The organism is Mobilitalea sibirica, from assembly GCF_015999265.1.
Classification (GTDB): domain Bacteria; phylum Bacillota; class Clostridia; order Lachnospirales; family Lachnospiraceae; genus Mobilitalea; species Mobilitalea sibirica.
In genome coordinates, this window is sequence record NZ_JAEAGR010000010.1 from 1 (window position 1) to 19,046 (window position 19,046).

The window sequence follows — 19,046 nt, forward strand, 5'->3', positions numbered from 1 at the left end:
TGTTCAATACAATAATAATTGGTCTACCAAAAAGCTCAGGGGTTTTGCTATGGCTTATGATGATCTTCAGGAGATGTTTAACCTGAAGTACTCATAAATCTATTTACACAAAAATGTTGACACTATCCAATTGTTCACCTATACAATAATGTATGCTAAGATATTATATTTTCATTACTTTAAACATTAAAATTATTTTAACATTATAAAAATTGAATAGCAAGTTTTTTATCGCTAGTAAATTAATTTATAAGCCAGCCCTCTTGTCTGAAACAATGATACATAGTATTAACACATATTTGATTTGGTATAATTCTATCGTGATAGGGCTATATAATTAGGAAGAGCAGGAGATTTCTTTAATTTACCTTGCTAACTTTTTAAGAATCGTTTAAAATTATAGGTGGAGTTTTCCTTTATTTACAAATGGGGAGATCATGAAAAAATACAAATGATAATAATTTGAAATTTAATTCGTATAAGAAGGAGATAAAACATGAGCGACTATGTAATCGTAAGTGATGCAACATTGGATTTGCCGATTCAGATACTGGAGGAATATGACATAAATGTAATACCCATGGGATTTGACATTGATGGTGTGGAATTTAATCATTATCCGGATGAAAAAGAAATTTCGGTTGAAGCGTTTTATGGCAAATTAAAGGCCGGAGCAACCAGTCATACGACACAGATCACGCCGGGAGTTTTCATAGAGTATTTTACATGTTTATTAAATCAGGGAAAGGATATCTTATATATCGCTTTTTCTTCAGGATTAAGTGGTACATACCATGCGGCAGGGCTGGTAATGAAGGATTTGGCAGAGGAGTATCCGGACAGAAAAATATATATTGTTGATTCTCTTTGTGCTTCCGTCGGAGAGGGTTTATTGGTGTACCATGCCGCAATGCAAAAAAAGAATGGACTAAGTATCGACGAACTGAGAAACTGGGTGGAGGATCATAAGTATGCATCCCGTCATTGGTTTACGGTTAGGGATTTGCATTATTTAAAAAGGGGTGGAAGAATTACTTCTATCGAAGCTGTTGTAGGAACAGCCTTAAGGATTCGTCCGGTACTGGGTACGAATGAGGAAGGAAAGTTAGAGGTGGTATCAAAAGTCAGAGGTTCCAAAGCAGAACTTGAATTTCTTGTATCGAAGATGGAAACAGAAGGAACTGATTTGGCTTCCCAGACTGTCATAATAGGGCATGGAGATAACCTGGAGCAGGCAGTTGCTTTGGAAAAGTTGATTCGAAGTAAAAATCTTGTTAAGGATATCATCATCTCTAAAATTGGACCTATTATCGGGACTCATACAGGACCTGGAATGCTGGCTCTGGTTTATATGGGTAACAAAGGCCAAATAAAGATATTTTAAGTTGACGTTCTAAACCGAAACACTAACTAAGAAGCTTATACGCCCGTATATCAATGAGAATGGCAGAAGAAGAATGATTGTAATCAAAACAGGAGGCGAATCTTTGGATAACAAAAAAAAGAATATTCATCCTACAAATCGACCAATGGATCATCAGCAAATCAAACCGTATAAAAAGGATAGTGATTATTCTTATACACTGGGAGCATTTCCAACTTACGAATTGATTATGGCAAGACCTAATATTGTTCGTAAAGTTTTAGTACATTCTGCATATACGGATATTGATAAAATAAAAGAGCTATGTAAGGAAAAGTACATTCCAATAGAAAATAATGATAAGATTATTACAAAAATCAGTGATAAAGAAAATTGTTATGTGGCGGGTGTTTTTGATAAATTCGATTGTGAATTAAGTTATGACAAACCCCATATAGTTTTAGTTAATCCCAGTAATATGGGGAATCTGGGGACAATACTTCGTAGTGCGGTAGGTTTTGGCATTAAGGACATTGCCATAATACTCCCCGGAGCTGATGTATTCAATCCCAAAACGGTCAGATCCTCTATGGGAGCGTTATTTCGATTAAATCATCATCGATATACCTCCTTTGAAGAATATAGACAGCAATTTGATCAGCATGAGATATTTACCTTTATGTTGAATGGGGAACATACGCTTACTCTTCAGGATTGTCCGAAACCTAAACTGTTTTCATTGGTTTTTGGTAATGAGGCAACCGGACTTGATGATTCCTATCTTGGAGTTGGTACCAGCATAGTGATACCCCAGTCACCGGATGTGGATTCACTAAATTTAACGATTGCTGTTGGAATAGGGGCTTACGTTTTTACAAATCTAAAATAAAATATCTTAAGGAGCGGGTAGAGGGAGGTTCATATGAAGCTGAACTATAAGAGGACTTTTTTTGTGGGGCTGGCATTTTTATCAATTTGTGCTTTTTGGGAATTATACGATAATGTGGTTCCTAAAATGTTGGAGAAATCCTTCAATATGGGGGAAACGGCTGCCGGAGTAGTTATGGCTATGGATAATGTTTTAGCATTATTATTACTTCCGTTGTTTGGAGCGTTTTCCGATAAGGTTAATACGCGGCTAGGTAAACGAACACCGTTTATTTTAATTGGTACGATTGTAGCATCGGTTTTTATTCTTTTATTGCCGGTTGCCGAGCAACAAGGTAGTTTGGTATTGTTTTTGATTTCTCTTGGAATGGTTTTAATTGCTATGGGATCATACCGTTCACCGGCGGTAGCCCTGATGCCTGATTTGACTCCAAAACCTCTCAGAAGCAAAGCCAATGCAGTAATTAATCTAATGGGGACCCTTGGTGGTGCCTATGCTTTGTTGGTTATCCGTACACTGTACACAGAAAAGGAAGGAACAAGTAAATTACCTGTGTTTTTAGCTGTGGTAGGGTTGATGATTTTAGCGGTTGTCCTACTTTTAATCACAATTAGGGAAAAGAAATTAACGAAAGAACTTAGACTGCAGGAACAGAAGGAACGTTTGTATACTGAGGATGAAAACCAAAGTGATATCAAAATGAATCATACGGAAGATATTGGAGCACATACGGAAGAAATAAATGAAACTGAAGATCATAAAATGCCGGTGGAGGTTCGAAGGAGTTTTGCATTTATTATGGCATCCATTTTTCTCTGGTTTTTTGCATATAATGCTGTTAAAACTGCTTTTTCAAGATACGCGGAGAAAGTATGGGGATTTTCAGAAGGTGGATTTGCAGATCCGTTGTTAATTGCACTGGGAGCTGCATTGATCAGCTACATACCGATTGGAATAATATCTAGTAAAATTGGTAGGAAAAAGACCATTATTGCAGGTATCATTCTTATGACAATGTCTTACTTTTTAGGCTTCATGGTATTGGAATATTCAATTACGATTAATTTGATTTTTGCGTTTACCGGAATTGGATGGGCGGCAATCAATGTGAATTCCTATCCTATGGTTGTTGAGATGAGCAAGAGTTCTAATGTTGGAAGATACACAGGCTTATATTATACATTTTCTATGTCAGCACAGATTATTACACCGATTTTATCTGGATTTTTACTAGAGAATATATCTTATCGTACTTTGTTTCCTTACGCAGTAACCTTTTCTTTGGCTTCCCTGTGTACGATGTTGTTCGTAAAACACGGTGATTCCAAGCCTCTCAAAAAAGTGAATGTGATAGAAAACTATGATACTCCGGACTAATAAAAGGAGGTACGAAAGGAGATACCTAAAGGAGATATTACATCATGCTAATCAATGTCTTGATTTTTACGATAATTATTATAATCCTTTATCTTTTGGCTATTATGCCGAAACTACGCCGCAATCCCGATCTTAAGAAATTGGATGGGTGGTATTATGCTCACAGGGGATTGCATGATAACCAATCGGATGCCCCGGAAAATTCAATACGGGCATTTGAGTTGGCTGTTAATCATAGGTTCGGGATTGAACTGGATGTTCAGTTAACAAAAGATATTATACCGGTTGTATTTCATGACTATAATCTTAAACGGACCTGTGGGGTGGATAAGAAGGTATCAGAACTAACGTATGAGGAACTAAAGCAATATTGCCTATTTGGATCGGAGCAGAGAATTCCGACTTTTTCCGAGGCTTTATCCTGCATTGCAGGAAAGGTACCGATTGTTGTAGAGCTAAAGATTCCATGGAATGCAAAAAGCATCTGTGAAGTGGTATCCAAAGAACTAGATAATTACATTGGTTTTTATTGTATTGAGTCCTTTAATCCATTTGGTTTGATGTGGTATAAAAAACATTATCCAAAGATTGTTCGTGGACAGTTAGCAACGGATTTTTCAAAGGAGAAGATTGAAGGCAGCAAAGTTCAATATTTTATACTAAAACACCTTTTGTTCAATTTTCAAACAAAACCGGATTTTATCGCTTATCATCATGTATATAAAACGGGACTATCCTTTACTATCTGCAGAAAGTTGTATCAGACAAAGGCAGTAGCCTGGACCATAAAATCACAAAAACAACTGGATGAGTGTAGAGAGTATTATGATTTATTTATCTTCGAGCAGTTCTTGCCGGAGGATAAGGAAAATTAGACAAGCAACTTTTCATGTGTTCCTCTTGTGATATACAGTATAAAATGTTTACGCAAGGAGGAACATTTTTCATCTGTTTTAGATTCGACATGCAACCAATTGTATTAGAAGTATAATTATAGTATGGATTGGTAATTATGATGATAGAATGGATGTTAGGATGTAATGATGGTAATGAAAATAGTATGTATTTGGACAATGGCTATCTTATGGTGGCTTTCAAATTTAATATTAAAGCCTAGAAAATTATCCTGTCAAAAGGTATATAAGTTAGAAGAGAAAAGAGGAAAGTTCAGTTCTGCGTCCTATAAAGCTACGATAAAGATGGTATTCGATCTTCCTTCGGATTTTGGTTATAAAATATCCTGTGAGCAGCTGGAGCCTAATCAAAGGTTAGAAAACGTAACAGAGAATGATAAAAAACCGGTTAAGAAAATTGCTGTCTTGTGTCATGGTTTTACCTATGCAAAATATGCTTGTTTAAGCTATGCTGAAATATATCTTAAACTGGGTTTTACCGTAATAATATATGATCACAGAAATCATGGATTAAGCGGCAAAGCCTATACAACCATGGGATATTATGAAAGATTTGATTTAAAGAAAGTTATTGATTGGTGTTATGATACCTATGGATCAGATTGCATGATACTAACCCATGGTGAATCTATGGGAGCAGCAACAGTACTAATGCACCTGGGAATAGATAATAGAGTAAAATGTGCGATTGCAGACTGTGCTTACTCAGATTTAATACAGCTATTAAAGCATCAATTACATGTATATTACCATTTTCCAAAGTGTTTAATTAAGGTAGAGAGCTTAATTACTTATCTAAGGGCCGGATTTTGGTATAAGGAGGTATCTCCGATTAAAGTAGTCAGTAATACGGATATACCTATATTGTTTATTCATGGGAAAAAAGACTGTTACGTACCTACTGATATGTCGAGACAGATGTATTCCTGTAAGAAAAATAAAAAAGCAATCTATCTGGTAGGTAAAGCAAAGCATGCAGAAAGTTGTTTAGTAAACCGTAAGGGATATGAGGAAAAAGTAAGAAGATTCCTTAAGGTTTTTTTTGAAAACGATGTTAAATTATAGTGTTATGTAAAATGTTAAAAGTGATAGAAATATGTTATCGCTTATATATATTATCAGAAGGTATTAATAAAGTATAAACATTATTATTTCAAAATACAAGAACCCCACATATTATTCTATGTGAGGTTCTTTCTGATACAGCGAAACGCTATATTATTATTTTTCTCTTTTCTTAAGAACAACTGAACCGGTTCCGAAAGCAACAGCACCTAAGCCTAATAATAAAGCGGAAGATACAACACCGGTCTTAGGAACACTAGCTTCAGCAGCAGGAGCAGCTTCTTCGGAAGCTTCTTCAGCAACTTCTTCAGCAGCAGGAGCTTCACCGGTTAACTCGTTGAACAATGCTTTTGCATCAGCAGCAGCAAGGTATCCGGTTCCATCAACACCACCAATGATATCGCCATCTGCATTTCTTAAAACGAATTGCTCTAACGAAAGCTCGCCTTCTGTTTTGTTTCTTAATAAGAAAGCAACTGCAGAACCATTAGTACCATCTAAAACAGATCCGTCATAATCAGCACTTACAACTGTTACACCATCAACTGTTAAAGGAACAGCCTTTAGTGTATTATTGTCATAACCAGAACCATCGGGTGAATAAGCACCTTGATAAATCACATGGTATTCAACGGAGCAGTTTCCGTTAACTACAAAATCGATAGAAGCAATATCATTGATAACATCAGCAATTTCTTTGTGGTATGTAACTGCTGCACCATCACATGCTGCACCATCAACTAATACAATCCACCAAGGAGCTTTGTCAGCTTCTCTAGCACCTGCAGCACTGTCAATCGTGTCAATTGTTGCACCGAAAGCTGATCCTACCATCATGGAGAGAGTCAGTACGGTTGCGGCAAACCCAGCAAATAACTTGTTTCTTAATTTCATTTCAAATCCTCCCTAAAATTATGTATTATTAGTAAATATTGCATGTACATTATATCAAAATGCAATACTATTGAATAGTAACAAATATGATAAGTTTATTGCTATTTTTTATACAAAAGCAACAAACTTTTATTAAATAAATGGATATATATAATATAATATAATATTGGGTTTTGTTCTTCTGTTATAATAAAAAATAATATATGCTTATTGAGACACCTTAATCTTAATGAAGATACAAAAACCCCCCATATGTTAAACATATGGGGGGTAAATTGTCTTATGTAAGATAAGTTTAATTATCTTTCTTTTTTCTTAAGAGCAACTGCACCAGTACCGAAAGCAACAGCGCCTAAACCTAAGAGTAATGCTGTAGACACAACGCCGGTCTTAGGAACGGATTCTTCAGCAGCAGCTTCAGCAGCGCCACCATGAGTTACAAGAACTTTACCGTCAGCATCTTTGAAATCCATTCTTGCTACTGCAAGAGGGCCTTCAGTCTTATTCTTTAAGTTAACAATAACTTCAGCATAACCGGAACCTTTAACAACGTAAGGTAAGCTGAGAACTAACTCGCCATCTACTGTTTGACCAGCCATTGTTGTAGGTACCCAACCGCCAGCGAAGTTAGCGATTAACTCAGCGTCAAAGGATGCATTACCGGTAATAACGATATCAACTGTTTTAACTGCGTCGCGAACAGCTTCGTCATCAGTTAAAGGTGTAGCAGCAGTTCCACCAAAAAGAACTACCCATACGTCATTATTAGTTGCTGCATTTGCCTCATTAGGATACTCAAAAGGTAATACGTCGGTGGAAGCCATAGCGGATCCAACCATCATGGAAAGTGCTAATACGGTAGCTGCGAAACCAGCCATAAGTTTGTTTCTTAATTTCATTGTGAACTCCTCCTTAAATTTTATAATGCTTGATCACTCTCTTATTTTAACAAAAACAAGGTTGCTTGTATATCAACATATCAGATAAGTTTAAATTAGTTTTTTGTATAATTTGCACAAAACAGGGAAAAATACTTTTATTTATGGACACAAAATGTGGTATGCATTTTCCAAAGAATACATACCACATCAGCAATTTAATGTTATTTGTTATCAATTTTTGTTTTATTTTTTATCCTTATCCAAGGATGCCATTTTCATTGCTCGAACCTTTAATGATAATCCGAATAAATTAATAAAGCCTTCTGCATCATGATGGTCATACAGATCTCCGGTTGTAAAAGAGGCAATACTTTCATTATATAGAGAATATGGGGAAGTAGTACCTTGCTTTATAATGTTTCCTTTATAAAGTTTTAATTTCACCTCTCCGGTAACATATTCCTGTGTCACATCAATAAAAGCCTGATATGCCTCTCTCAGTGGAGTAAACCATTTGCCTTCATATACAATATCTGCAAAGCGGTTACTGATTTCTTTCTTTGCCGACAGAGTTGCACGATCCAGAATTAGTTCTTCTAACTGTGCATGAGCCTCCATCAGAATAGTTCCTCCCGGTGTCTCATATACACCTCGGGATTTCATTCCAACAACACGGTTTTCAACGATATCAACGATACCGATACCGTGATTTCCGCCCAATTGGTTTAACTCTTCAATAATCTTTGTAGGGGACATTGGTTTACCGTTTAAGCTGACCGGAATTCCTTTTTCAAAGGTCAAACTTAAAGTCTCGCCTACTTCGGGAGCTTTTTCAGGAGAAACCCCCAGTACCAGGAGATGATCATAGTTAGGAGCATTGGCGGGATCCTCCAGCTCTAGTCCCTCATGGCTGATATGCCATAAATTACGGTCACGGGAGTAACTGTTATCAGCGGAGAAGGGAAGGTTAATTCCGTGCTTTTCGCAATATTCAATTTCTTCTTCACGGGAAGACATGGTCCAAATTCTCCAAGGAGCAATGATCTTGAGATCCGGAGCCAAAGCTTTAATCGTAAGTTCAAAGCGAACCTGGTCATTGCCTTTACCGGTCGCACCATGACAGATAGCGGTTGCACCTTCCAAACGGGCAATCTCAACCAATCTTTTTGCGATAACCGGTCTTGCCATAGATGTACCCAGCAAGTATTTATTTTCATATATTGCACCGGCTTTCACACAGGGCATTACATAATCATTCACGAATTCATCGACAACATTTTCTATGTATAATTTTGTTGCACCGGATAATTTAGCTCTTTCTTCCAAACCGTCTAATTCATTTCCCTGTCCTACATCAATACATACACATACAACTTCGTAATCATAATTTTCTTTTAACCATGGAATAATAGCGGTTGTGTCAAGACCGCCGGAATAAGCGAGAATAACCTTTTCCTTCATATTCGTGACCTCCTAATTAACTTCAAGTTTATTTTTTTATTTATTTTATGAATGATTTTTGGTATTATGTGATTAAATATACAACAATTTTTATTATTATGCAATAGCAAATATTAAAAAATTGAAATTTATTGTAGATAAGATAAGGCAAGCATATCTTAGTCAACCCCTTTACTTATATTTTTATTGGGTTATAATTATTAAAAGTGAGTAAAGTAGATATTATTTTAGAGATTAGATATCATGTATATTTCGTTGCTTCTGTATAAAAGTGAATAAAGTGATTTAAAGAGCGTTATATACATGTTATTTGTAAGTTCGGGAAGGAGAGATTATTATGTTTCGTATTATTTTAGCATCAGAATCCCCAAGACGTAAGGAGATAATGGAGACAATGGGAATACCCTTTGAAGCAATGGCATCCAATGTAGAGGAGGTCGTTAGGGAGACATTGCCGGAGGAGATGGTACAAGCTTTGGCAAAACTGAAATCCGTTAACATAGCAGAGAGGATAGGCCACTCTGATGAAGATAGTATAATTATCGGAGCTGACACAATGGTATTCTATCAGGGACACGCTTTAGGTAAACCTAAGGATAGAGCAGATGCAATACGAATCTTGGAGATGATTGCTGATGACAGTCATGAGGTATATACCGGCGTTTCTATTATAATAAGAAGAAAAGGGTACAAGGAAAGGATTATTTCTTTTGCTGTGTGTACGAAAGTGACGGTACAGCCTTTAACAAGGCAACAGATTGAGGATTATGTGGCAACCGGAGAACCGATGGATAAAGCAGGGGCATACGGAATCCAAGGTAGTTTCGGAATATTTATACAAGGGATAGAAGGAGACTACTATAATGTGGTAGGGTTCCCTATTGCAAAGATATATGAAGAATTACTGCATTATGGCATTGATATAAAAAATATAAAATAAGTATTGCATAAAATTTAGTTCAGATGTATAATTATAAATATTTTATTTTTGAGGGGAATATTAACTACAATTATGTTGAATCATCGAAATAAAAATTAGGGGGTATTTATGATTAGATTATTATGCATGAATGATTATAACCAGATGTATAAACTATGGAAGAAGTCCCCCGGAGTAGGATTAAGAAGCTTAGATGATTCAAGAGAAGGAATTGAGCGTTTTTTAAGGAGAAATCCCTCAACGAACTTTATTTCATGGGAGGACGGTCATATCGTTGGTGTAATATTAAGCGGTCATGATGGAAGACGAGGTTATATTTATCATTTATGTGTGGAGGAATCTTATCGACGAAGATCCATAGGAAGAAAACTGGTAGAACATGTAATCATGGCGATGAGGAATGAGAAAATCAATAAATTAGCTTTGGTAGCTTTTCATGATAACAGCCCTGCGAATAATTTCTGGAATAAAATGGGCTGGGAGATACGAAGAGATCTGAATTATTATACAATAAGTTTAAATGACAATAATCTATAATGACGGAGGGTAAATGTATGAAGAAAATTGAAGGCGGCGTTACTGCCGCAAAAGGTTATAAGGCAGCCGGAATTTATGCAGGTATAAAGAAGAAGAGAAAAGATATGGCTTTGGTATATTCAACCGTGCCGGCTAAGGGTGCCGGTACATTTACCACAAATGTAGTGAAAGCAGCTCCTGTGAAATGGGATATGAAGATAACAAAAAAGAGCCCATATGTGCAAGCAGTTGTATTAAACAGCGGTGTAGCAAATGCATGTACCGGAGAAGAAGGTGAAACCAATAATCTCTTAATGGCACAGGCAACAGCCGATGCACTGGATATATCCGTGGATGCTGTATATACCGCTTCCACCGGTGTCATCGGTAAGCAGTTGCCGATTGATATAATAAAAGAGGGAGTAAAGCTTCTGGCAGAGGATATGAAGGAGGATATCGACCATGGTACCCTTGCTGCCGAAGCAATTATGACAACCGATACTTATTCAAAGGAATGTGCTGTAAGATTTATGGTAGGAGGTAAAGAAGTTATCATCGGAGGAATGGCTAAGGGTTCCGGTATGATACACCCCAATATGGCTACGATGTTAGGTGTGGTAACAACAGATCTGGCAATTAGTAAGGAGCTTTTACAGGAAGCATTAAGTGAAGATGTGAAGCATACTTTCAATATGATAAGTGTAGACAGGGATACCTCAACGAATGATTCCTTATTGCTTCTCGCCAATGGATTAGCCGGTAATGATGAAATCAAGGAAAAAAATGAAGATTATAAAGCCTTTTGTGAAGCTCTAAATTACGTTACAACTGACCTGTCTAAGAAGATGGCAGCAGACGGAGAGGGAGCAACCAAATTACTGGAGGTTCAGGTAATAGGTGCGAAAATAAAAGACGATGCGATATTAATCAGCAAATCCATTATAACCTCTAATCTGGTGAAAACCGCTGTATTTGGAAACGATGCGAATTGGGGTCGTATCTTATGTGCCATGGGTTACGCCGGAGTAGATTTTGATCCGGATATCGTGGATCTTTATATTGAAAGTATCGACGGGAAATTAAAGTTGGTAGAGAACGGGATGGCAACGAACTATAGTGAAGAAACAGCGACTCGTATACTTTCTGCAAAAGAAGTGAAAGCCTGCGCTGATTTAAAAATGGGAACCGAGTCCGCTACAGCCTGGGGCTGTGATTTCTCCTATGATTATGTCAAGATTAACGCAGATTATCGTTCTTAGGGAATAAGATACTAAGTTTATAAAGATAAGAAAATTGAATTATGGGTAACTGCTATTAATAATAAAAAGTATATTTCTTTATATATTATATTTTTAAATGTTGAAATAAAAGTGCTATACACAGCGTTGGGGTTTCCAAGGGTATTTACTGAAAAGTTTTGAACTGTAACAAAAGATGTAATACTTTCGGAAATTCGAAAAGAAAACAAAGGGGAAATTCGCCATGGAAGGCGAATTTAGGCACCTTCACCATGGAGGGTGATAGGAGTTGACCCGTAGATTGATATATCTAAAAGGAATTTCCGAATAAGTATTACTTAACGACGTTAGTGATTCAAAGAATGTCAGTAAGTACCCTTGGAAACCGTAAACATGATTTTGAAGATATTACATAACTCGAAAGGAAATTAAAACAATGGAATACATGGATCAAATACTTCTGAAAGCGCAGACACTAATTGAGGCGCTTCCTTATATTCAAAAATTCAACAATAAAAAAGTGGTAGTAAAGTATGGCGGCAGTGCTATGCTGGATGAGAATCTACAGTCCAATGTAATAAAGGATGTAGCATTACTGAAGCTGGTTGGTATGAGACCGATTATTGTTCACGGCGGCGGTAAGGAGATAACGAAATGGCTGAACCTGCTGGGTCATGAATCCCGCTTTGTTGAAGGCCTTAGGGTTACGGATGAGCAGACCATGGAAGTGGCTGAAATGGTTCTTGGGAAAGTGAATAAAAATCTGGTTCAGAGGGTTGAAAAGCTGGGTGTAAAAGCCGTTGGTATCAGCGGTAAGGACGGGGCAACTCTAAAGGTAGAGAGAAGAACTGTGAACGGTCAGGATATCGGATTTGTCGGAAATATAAAAGAAGTGAATGTGGATTTGATTAATACATTAATAGAAAATGATTTTGTTCCGGTAATTGCACCAATCGGCTTGGATGATGATTATCAAAATTATAATATCAATGCCGATGATGCTGCTTGTGCGGTAGCAACAGCAATCGGTGCTGAAAAGCTGGTGTTCTTAACGGATATCGAAGGTGTTTATGCAGATCCGAAAGACAAGGACAGCTTAATATCTGTACTTACGTTAGAAAAAGCAGATGAGCTTTTAGACAGTGGTTACATCGGCGGCGGAATGCTACCCAAATTAAAGAACTGCATTGATGCTGTCAGAAACGGTGTATCCAGAGTACATATTCTGGACGGAAGAATGGAACATTGTCTGTTGCTTGAATTCTTTACCAATCGTGGTATTGGTACGGCAATCATAGATAAAGAAAGCATCTTTGATAATGAGAAAGTAAATTAAACAGGTCAATCAATTACAATGGCAACCGGAAGGAGGAAGATAAATGGAACAGGTTATGAAGGCTAAGAACTATATGGAAGAAGCGGATCAAATATTAATGCATACTTACAGCCGTTTTCAGATAGTTTTGGATAAGGGTGAAGGTGTATATTTATATGATATGGAAGGAAAGAAATATCTTGATTTTGCAGCAGGAATTGCTGTTTTTGCCCTTGGATATGGAAACCAACAATATAATGATGCGTTAAAACTACAAATTGATAAATTGCTGCATACATCCAATTTATACTATAATGTACCCATGATTGAGGCTGCTAAGAAGTTCGTGAAAGCGTCTGGTATGGACCGGGTGTTTTTTACCAACAGCGGAACGGAAGCAATTGAAGGAGCCATAAAGCTTGCAAGGAAATATTACTATAAGAAAAAGGGAGACGCAGGCAGTGAAATTATCTCCATGAACCATTCCTTCCATGGTAGAAGTATGGGAGCTTTGAGTATTACCGGGACGAAAAAATATCGTGAAGCCTTTGAACCGTTAATTGGAGGTGTAGCTTTTGCCGAGTATAATGATTTGGAGAGTGTAAAAGCTCAGATCAAAGAAAATACCTGTGCGATCATTATGGAACCGGTACAGGGAGAAGGCGGAATCTATCCGGCAGAACAGGCATTTATTGAGGGGGTAAGAAAGCTTTGTGATGACAATGATATTCTCTTGATATTTGATGAGATTCAATGTGGAATGGGTAGAACCGGTGAAATGTTTGCATATCAAAAATACGGTGTAAAGCCGGATATTATAACAAGTGCGAAGGCTCTGGGATGCGGAGTACCAGTCGGAGCTTTTGCAGCAACACAAAAGGTGGCTAAAGCTTTTGAACCGGGTGATCATGGTACTACCTACGGCGGAAATCCTTTTGCAACGGCAGCAGTCAGCAAGGTCTTTGATATATTTGATAGTGAAAAGCTTCTGGAACATGTGAATGAGGTTGCTCCTTATCTTTATGAAAAGCTGGAGGAATTAGTCGATAAATACGATATCATAAAGGAGCATCGTGGAATTGGACTAATGCAGGGCTTAGAATTTACGATTCCAGTAAAGGATATCATATTAAAGGCAGTGGATGCCGGTCTTATCATCATCTCAGCAGGTGCCAATATCATTCGATTTGTACCGGCCTTAATTATTGAAAAAAGTCATGTGGATGAGATGGTAGAGATTTTAGATGGAGTACTAAAAAGTATATAAGTTTTATTTAGGCATTACCCCCGTATTGGAAACGCAAACAGGGTCAGGTGAAACTGTGTGGTTTCAGTAGGATTTCCTATAAGGCGGAGGTAATGCTTATTTTATATTTATAACTTCTACTTATTAATTCAATATAGCTTTTTATGTTTGCGGTGAGTTTTTGCATAGAGAAAAAAGAAACTGGAAATGTTAAGAAGGTACTTTTACAAATCATGCAGAAAGGTTTGGTTTCATCTATGTGGGGTATCATTATCGCAATCATTTCCGGAAGTTTAATGAGCGTTCAAGGTGTTTTAAATACAGGAGTAACAAAACAAACCGGAATCTGGGTTTCTGCCAGTTTCGTTCAGTTTACTGCTTTGTTGGTCTGTCTGGGGGCTTGGGTAACAACCGGTAGACAAAGTAATTTTGCAGATCTTTTTAAAATTGATAATAAATTTATGCTTTTGGGAGGTGTATTGGGGGCGTTTATTACTTATACAGTTATCAAGAGTGTAGGTTCCCTTGGACCGGCAAGAGCCAACATGTTCATAATCACAGCTCAGATGGTGGTAGCATATCTGATTGAGTTATTTGGTATCTTCGGTTCGGAAAAGGTGGATTTTGAATGGCATAAGCTGATAGGGATTGTATTGATATTAGGTGGAATTGTCACTTTCAAATGGAAGTAAGCCATAATAAAATATTTACCAACTTTTGAAATACCTATTGTAAATAGAGAACAGATTATGTAAAATAGGATTAACTTAATCATAAAAGTATAGAGGGTACTTTTAAGTCTTCTTTTATATTCACGAAAATTCTAATATTATGAACCGGAGCTACTCAGTTTTACATTGTAGTACAATTTTTGTGGATAATGAAATAATGTTAAAGGAAGATGATGATTATGAAACGAAAAATTATTCTAATGAGCATTATCTGCTGTTTTTTTATAGTGGCAGGTTTATGCTATAGTTGTAATTATGCAAAACCTGATCATGTAAAACCAATTCTTCTTACTACCTTAGAGGATGGTGAAGATGGAAACGAAAGTAATACATCCCATAATCGAAAGGATGTTAATTTAGACCGGCAAAATGAGATAACGAAAATGCCTAGTCTTGAAGAGACGATAGATATTTATGTCCATGTATGTGGTGCGGTAGTTAATCCGGGGGTTTACAGGGCTAAATCGGGGGACAGGCTGGTAGATCTAATCGAACTGGCCGGAGGTTTGACTGAGAAAGCGGACGATGCTTATGTCAATCAGGCACAGGAAGTAAAGGATGGCCAGCGATTTTATCTTCCTACAAAGGAAGAACTAATAGAACTTAAAATCGGAGAATATATCAAAGGCCAAGGAGAAACAGTAGCAGAACAGGGATCAACAGAAACTTTATTAATAAACATTAACAAAGCAACCGTAGATGAATTTATGCGCCTGCCTGGTATTGGTCAATCGAAAGCAGATAGCATTATAGATTATCGTAATAAGAACGGAGATTTTAATTCCATTGAAGATATAATGAAGATACCCGGTATCAAGGAAGGATTGTATCAACAAATATCCTCTTATATTACCGTAAATTAATCTGGAATATATATTATACAAAAATGAGGTGAAATGATGGCTAAGAGAGTACTGGTGGTAGATGATGAAAAGTTAATCGTGAAAGGAATACGCTTCAGCCTTGAACAGGACGGTATGGAAGTGGATTGTGCTTATGATGGAGAAGAAGCACTAGAAGCGGCGAAGCAAAAGGAATACGACATCGTGCTTTTGGATGTAATGCTTCCTAAGTTATCCGGTTTTGAGGTATGCCAACAGATCAGGGAATTTTCTTCCATGCCCATAATTATGCTTACAGCTAAGGGTGATGATATGGATAAGATATTAGGTTTGGAATATGGAGCAGATGATTATATCACCAAGCCTTTTAATATATTGGAGGTAAAGGCAAGAATTAAGGCTATCATGCGCCGCAGTGGTAAAAATCACACTGCTAATGAAGAGAATAAGACAGTATCTTTCGGTGATATGAAGATAGACTGTGATAACAGAAGAGTTTATATTGGCGGTAAAGAGGTTAATCTCACTGCGAAAGAATTTGATCTGCTTGAGTTGTTAGTGTTTAATCCGAATAAGGTTTATAGTCGTGAAAATCTGCTGAACATTGTTTGGGGATATGATTATCCCGGAGATGTAAGAACCGTGGATGTTCACATCAGAAGACTGCGTGAAAAAATAGAAAACAATCCAAGCGAACCAAAATATATACATACAAAATGGGGTGTTGGCTATTTTTTCCAGGATCAAGGCTAATCTAAGATTTCTAAATAGTATGAGGATGCACATGTTACTTATATTTATAGTAGTAGGTGTAGTTCCTCTTTCTATTTTTTCCTATGTGATTTTGAGTACGTATGAGAATAAGGCAGTTAACAATAAAAGACTTGAACTTCAAGGTCAGGGGAATATCCTGTCTAATATCATTTTTCCTACAGGGTATTTAACCACCTCAGAAGTGAATGCAACAGATCATTCGAGAATTGATGATGAAGTTAATAGACTTGCAGAGATTTATAATGGACGTATCATAATTGTAAATAATAATTTAAACATTGTAAAAGATACCTATGGATTTGATGAAGGGAAATATCTTATTTCAGAAGAAGTGATTCGGTGCTTAAACGGTTCCAAGCCCTGGTTCCATGATCGAAAGAGTAACTACATTAAATTAACATATCCAATCACCAATAATAACACCAAGGAAATCGTTGGTGCTATTGTTATGAACTTTTCTACCAGAGAAATTCAGACTGTCAGATTAAGTCTTGAACAACGTGCAGTAATGTTTGCGTTGACTCTAGCAATATTAATTATTGTCTTTGCGATCTATTTCTCCAGGAAATTAACAAAACCATTAACCAGCGTTGTGAATTCCATTGACCGCCTAACAGAAGGTTATCTGGAAGAGGAAGTCTCAATTAAGGGTTTTTATGAAATTGAGAAGATATCGGATTCCTTTAATCATATGATTTCCCGTATGCAAAAGCTGGAGAGCTCCAGGCAGGAATTTGTTTCGAATGTATCCCATGAACTGAAAACGCCAATCACCTCGATTAAGGTATTGGCAGACTCACTTCTAATGCAGGAGGATACGCCGGTGGAATTATATCGAGAATTCCTTGTGGACATTACGGATGAGATTGAACGAGAGAATAAAATTATCAATGACTTACTCAGCTTGGTAAAGCTTGACAAAACCGCCGGTGATATGAATATATCCAGCATCAATATTAATGAATTGTTGGAGCAGATATTAAAACGTCTAAGACCGATTGCCAAAAATCGAAACATTGAAATGATATACGAAAGCTTCAGACCGGTAATTGCAGATATTGATGAGGTGAAATTATCCTTAGCGATATCAAATCTCATTGAAAATGCAATTAAATACAATATAGAGGATGGTTGGATTCGTGTTTCTCTAAATGCAGATCACAAATATTTCTTTATTAAAGTATCGGATTCCGGTATCGGTATTCCTGAAGATGCACAGGATTATATCTTTGAGAGATTTTATCGTGTGGATAAAGCAAGATCCAGAGAATCCGGAGGTACCGGACTTGGTCTTGCTATTACTAAGAACGTAATACAGATGCATAGAGGAGCGATAAAGGTTTACAGTAAGGAAGGGGAAGGGACCACATTTAATGTCCGAATACCTTTAAACTATATTGTATAGACTCAGTTGGAAATGGAGTAGTTAAAGATGAAGAAGCAAATTTATGTGCTTTTATTATTGTTAATTATAGTGTTTTTCTCGGGTTGTTCAAATGATAAAGATAATAACCAGGGAGAAGAAGTAAAAGTATATTATATCGATAGTAAAACTTCGACTCTTGTCAGTGAAAATTATACCCCGATTGAAACAGAGAAAAAATTAATCGTGGAAGAGTTGTTGAGTGCTTTAAGGAAGGAACCGAAGAATGTAGTTTATAAAAAAGCCCTTCCCGATAAGGTTACTATCAAAGATCTAAGTATAAAAGCAGACGAATTAACGATTAATTTTGATTCTACCTATAACGAATTAGTTGGTATACCGGAGGTACTTTGCAGGGCTGCCATTGTAAGAACTTTGACCCAGATAGATGGATTAAAATATGTGGTTTTTAATGTAAGTGATCAGCAATTCGTAGACTCAAATGGCTTAAGTTTATTTACAAAAGAAGATTTTATCGAAAGTACAAGTGCGGAAACGAATTATAAAGTATCTTTATATTTTGCAGATGCGACAGGCCAAGCTTTGGTCGATACCGTAACAAATATTTTTTATACCGGGACAGGCTCTATCGAGGAATTGGTGATCAAACAGCTGATTAATGGACCGACTCAGCCCGGAATGTTAAATACCGTTCCGGAAGGAACTACATTGTTAAATGTTACTACGAAGGAAGGAATATGTGTCGTTGATTTTAACGAGAAATTTAATGATTCTCTTCCGAATGTCTCAAAGGAGATTTCCATCTATTCTGTAGTAAATTCCTTGGTTGAATTACCGGGGATTAATAAAGTTCAATTTAAAATCAACGGTACCGTAGGAGAAACCTACGAAAGAAACTTATCCTTAGTAAAGGGTGAAGAATAGATTTATTGTGGAAATCCATCCAAGGTAACGGCACCGGTGTGGATATAAACCACGTGAATATAAATCTATGTGAGAGTAGAAAACACGTGAATATAAATCTATGTGAGAGTAGAAAACACGTGAATATAAATTACAGTGACTGAGAGTATAATCTACTGTGAACATAAACCGTGTATATAAACTACAGTGAATATAAATCACTGAGAGTATAATCTACTGTGAATATAAACCATGTAAATAAACCACTGTGAGTATAAACCACTGCGGAAGTTACAGTCGTAGATATCAATGT

The 19,046-nt window shown here is 36.7% G+C and carries 18 protein-coding genes; 15 read left to right on the forward strand and 3 right to left on the reverse strand.

Annotated elements, in window-relative coordinates:
- Positions 1-496: 496 nt before the first annotated feature.
- The 5 genes from I5677_RS10145 (at position 497) to I5677_RS10165 (ending at position 5,608) form a co-directional block, all read left to right on the forward strand.
- A complete protein-coding gene (locus I5677_RS10145; RefSeq protein ID WP_197661481.1) occupies positions 497-1,384 on the forward strand; it encodes a DegV family protein in 888 nt (295 codons plus the stop codon).
- 103 nt (positions 1,385-1,487) lie between these two features.
- The gene (locus I5677_RS10150) at positions 1,488-2,252 is read left to right on the forward strand and encodes a TrmH family RNA methyltransferase (protein WP_243456558.1); all 765 of its coding nucleotides are present in this window, start codon (positions 1,488-1,490) and stop codon (positions 2,250-2,252) included.
- Between the two features lie 33 nt (positions 2,253-2,285).
- Positions 2,286-3,629: an MFS transporter gene (locus tag I5677_RS10155; RefSeq protein ID WP_197661482.1), complete on the forward strand. Its 1,344-nt coding sequence runs from the start codon at positions 2,286-2,288 to the stop codon at positions 3,627-3,629.
- A 44-nt stretch (positions 3,630-3,673) separates the two neighbouring features.
- Complete coding sequence (locus tag I5677_RS10160) at positions 3,674-4,504, forward strand: glycerophosphodiester phosphodiesterase family protein (RefSeq protein ID WP_279380756.1); 831 nt, start codon at positions 3,674-3,676, stop codon at positions 4,502-4,504.
- Positions 4,505-4,678: 174 nt separating this feature from the next.
- The gene (locus tag I5677_RS10165) at positions 4,679-5,608 is read left to right on the forward strand and encodes an alpha/beta hydrolase (protein WP_197661483.1); all 930 of its coding nucleotides are present in this window, start codon (positions 4,679-4,681) and stop codon (positions 5,606-5,608) included.
- 156 nt (positions 5,609-5,764) lie between these two features.
- Here the strand turns inward: I5677_RS10165 and I5677_RS10170 are convergent, their stop codons facing one another.
- The 3 genes from I5677_RS10170 to I5677_RS10180 all read right to left on the reverse strand — a co-directional run bounded on the left by I5677_RS10170 (position 5,765) and on the right by I5677_RS10180 (position 8,844).
- Positions 5,765-6,502, reverse strand: coding sequence for an LPXTG cell wall anchor domain-containing protein (locus tag I5677_RS10170; protein ID WP_197661484.1), 738 nt, complete (start codon positions 6,500-6,502; stop codon positions 5,765-5,767).
- A gap of 299 nt (positions 6,503-6,801) precedes the next feature.
- Complete coding sequence (locus tag I5677_RS10175) at positions 6,802-7,401, reverse strand: hypothetical protein (protein ID WP_197661485.1); 600 nt, start codon at positions 7,399-7,401, stop codon at positions 6,802-6,804.
- A 225-nt stretch (positions 7,402-7,626) separates the two neighbouring features.
- Positions 7,627-8,844 (reverse strand): argininosuccinate synthase, encoded by a 1,218-nt coding sequence (locus tag I5677_RS10180; protein ID WP_197661486.1) that lies wholly within the window; start codon positions 8,842-8,844, stop codon positions 7,627-7,629.
- Between the two features lie 337 nt (positions 8,845-9,181).
- Between I5677_RS10180 and I5677_RS10185 the strand changes: the two genes are divergently transcribed.
- The 10 genes from I5677_RS10185 to I5677_RS10230 all read left to right on the forward strand — a co-directional run bounded on the left by I5677_RS10185 (position 9,182) and on the right by I5677_RS10230 (position 18,754).
- Positions 9,182-9,784, forward strand: coding sequence for a Maf family protein (locus tag I5677_RS10185; protein WP_197661487.1), 603 nt, complete (start codon positions 9,182-9,184; stop codon positions 9,782-9,784).
- A gap of 108 nt (positions 9,785-9,892) precedes the next feature.
- Entirely contained in the window at positions 9,893-10,321 is a 429-nt protein-coding gene (locus I5677_RS10190) for a GNAT family N-acetyltransferase (protein ID WP_197661488.1), read from the forward strand.
- A gap of 17 nt (positions 10,322-10,338) precedes the next feature.
- The gene (argJ, locus tag I5677_RS10195) at positions 10,339-11,559 is read left to right on the forward strand and encodes a bifunctional glutamate N-acetyltransferase/amino-acid acetyltransferase ArgJ (RefSeq protein WP_197661489.1); all 1,221 of its coding nucleotides are present in this window, start codon (positions 10,339-10,341) and stop codon (positions 11,557-11,559) included.
- A 424-nt stretch (positions 11,560-11,983) separates the two neighbouring features.
- On the forward strand, positions 11,984-12,874 hold the full coding sequence (argB, locus tag I5677_RS10200; RefSeq protein ID WP_197661490.1) for an acetylglutamate kinase: 891 nt from the start codon (positions 11,984-11,986) through the stop codon (positions 12,872-12,874).
- 43 nt (positions 12,875-12,917) lie between these two features.
- Positions 12,918-14,120, forward strand: coding sequence for an aspartate aminotransferase family protein (locus I5677_RS10205; RefSeq protein ID WP_330617894.1), 1,203 nt, complete (start codon positions 12,918-12,920; stop codon positions 14,118-14,120).
- A 236-nt stretch (positions 14,121-14,356) separates the two neighbouring features.
- Complete coding sequence (locus I5677_RS10210; RefSeq protein ID WP_197661595.1) at positions 14,357-14,791, forward strand: DMT family transporter; 435 nt, start codon at positions 14,357-14,359, stop codon at positions 14,789-14,791.
- A 218-nt stretch (positions 14,792-15,009) separates the two neighbouring features.
- Complete coding sequence (locus I5677_RS10215) at positions 15,010-15,693, forward strand: helix-hairpin-helix domain-containing protein (RefSeq protein ID WP_197661491.1); 684 nt, start codon at positions 15,010-15,012, stop codon at positions 15,691-15,693.
- A 36-nt stretch (positions 15,694-15,729) separates the two neighbouring features.
- Positions 15,730-16,425: a response regulator transcription factor gene (locus I5677_RS10220; RefSeq protein WP_197661492.1), complete on the forward strand. Its 696-nt coding sequence runs from the start codon at positions 15,730-15,732 to the stop codon at positions 16,423-16,425.
- A gap of 31 nt (positions 16,426-16,456) precedes the next feature.
- Positions 16,457-17,851 (forward strand): sensor histidine kinase, encoded by a 1,395-nt coding sequence (locus tag I5677_RS10225; RefSeq protein ID WP_243456559.1) that lies wholly within the window; start codon positions 16,457-16,459, stop codon positions 17,849-17,851.
- A gap of 27 nt (positions 17,852-17,878) precedes the next feature.
- Entirely contained in the window at positions 17,879-18,754 is an 876-nt protein-coding gene (locus I5677_RS10230; RefSeq protein WP_197661494.1) for a GerMN domain-containing protein, read from the forward strand.
- Positions 18,755-19,046 lie beyond the last annotated feature (292 nt).

Bases quoted from the DNA above. Each gene is read 5' to 3' on its own strand.
- I5677_RS10215 (WP_197661491.1), top strand. From the start codon at position 15,010: ATGAAACGAAAAATTATTCTAATGAGCATTATCTGCTGTTTTTTTATA.
- I5677_RS10210 (WP_197661595.1), top strand. From the start codon at position 14,357: ATGTGGGGTATCATTATCGCAATCATTTCCGGAAGTTTAATGAGCGTT.
- argB (WP_197661490.1), top strand. From the start codon at position 11,984: ATGGATCAAATACTTCTGAAAGCGCAGACACTAATTGAGGCGCTTCCT.
- I5677_RS10170 (WP_197661484.1), bottom strand. From the start codon at position 6,502: ATGAAATTAAGAAACAAGTTATTTGCTGGGTTTGCCGCAACCGTACTG.
- I5677_RS10180 (WP_197661486.1), bottom strand. From the start codon at position 8,844: ATGAAGGAAAAGGTTATTCTCGCTTATTCCGGCGGTCTTGACACAACC.
- I5677_RS10220 (WP_197661492.1), top strand. From the start codon at position 15,730: ATGGCTAAGAGAGTACTGGTGGTAGATGATGAAAAGTTAATCGTGAAA.
- I5677_RS10145 (WP_197661481.1), top strand. From the start codon at position 497: ATGAGCGACTATGTAATCGTAAGTGATGCAACATTGGATTTGCCGATT.
- I5677_RS10205 (WP_330617894.1), top strand. From the start codon at position 12,918: ATGGAACAGGTTATGAAGGCTAAGAACTATATGGAAGAAGCGGATCAA.
- I5677_RS10175 (WP_197661485.1), bottom strand. From the start codon at position 7,401: ATGAAATTAAGAAACAAACTTATGGCTGGTTTCGCAGCTACCGTATTA.
- argJ (WP_197661489.1), top strand. From the start codon at position 10,339: ATGAAGAAAATTGAAGGCGGCGTTACTGCCGCAAAAGGTTATAAGGCA.
- I5677_RS10190 (WP_197661488.1), top strand. From the start codon at position 9,893: ATGATTAGATTATTATGCATGAATGATTATAACCAGATGTATAAACTA.
- I5677_RS10165 (WP_197661483.1), top strand. From the start codon at position 4,679: ATGAAAATAGTATGTATTTGGACAATGGCTATCTTATGGTGGCTTTCA.
- I5677_RS10230 (WP_197661494.1), top strand. From the start codon at position 17,879: ATGAAGAAGCAAATTTATGTGCTTTTATTATTGTTAATTATAGTGTTT.
- I5677_RS10225 (WP_243456559.1), top strand. From the start codon at position 16,457: ATGTTACTTATATTTATAGTAGTAGGTGTAGTTCCTCTTTCTATTTTT.
- I5677_RS10155 (WP_197661482.1), top strand. From the start codon at position 2,286: ATGAAGCTGAACTATAAGAGGACTTTTTTTGTGGGGCTGGCATTTTTA.
- I5677_RS10185 (WP_197661487.1), top strand. From the start codon at position 9,182: ATGTTTCGTATTATTTTAGCATCAGAATCCCCAAGACGTAAGGAGATA.
- I5677_RS10160 (WP_279380756.1), top strand. From the start codon at position 3,674: ATGCTAATCAATGTCTTGATTTTTACGATAATTATTATAATCCTTTAT.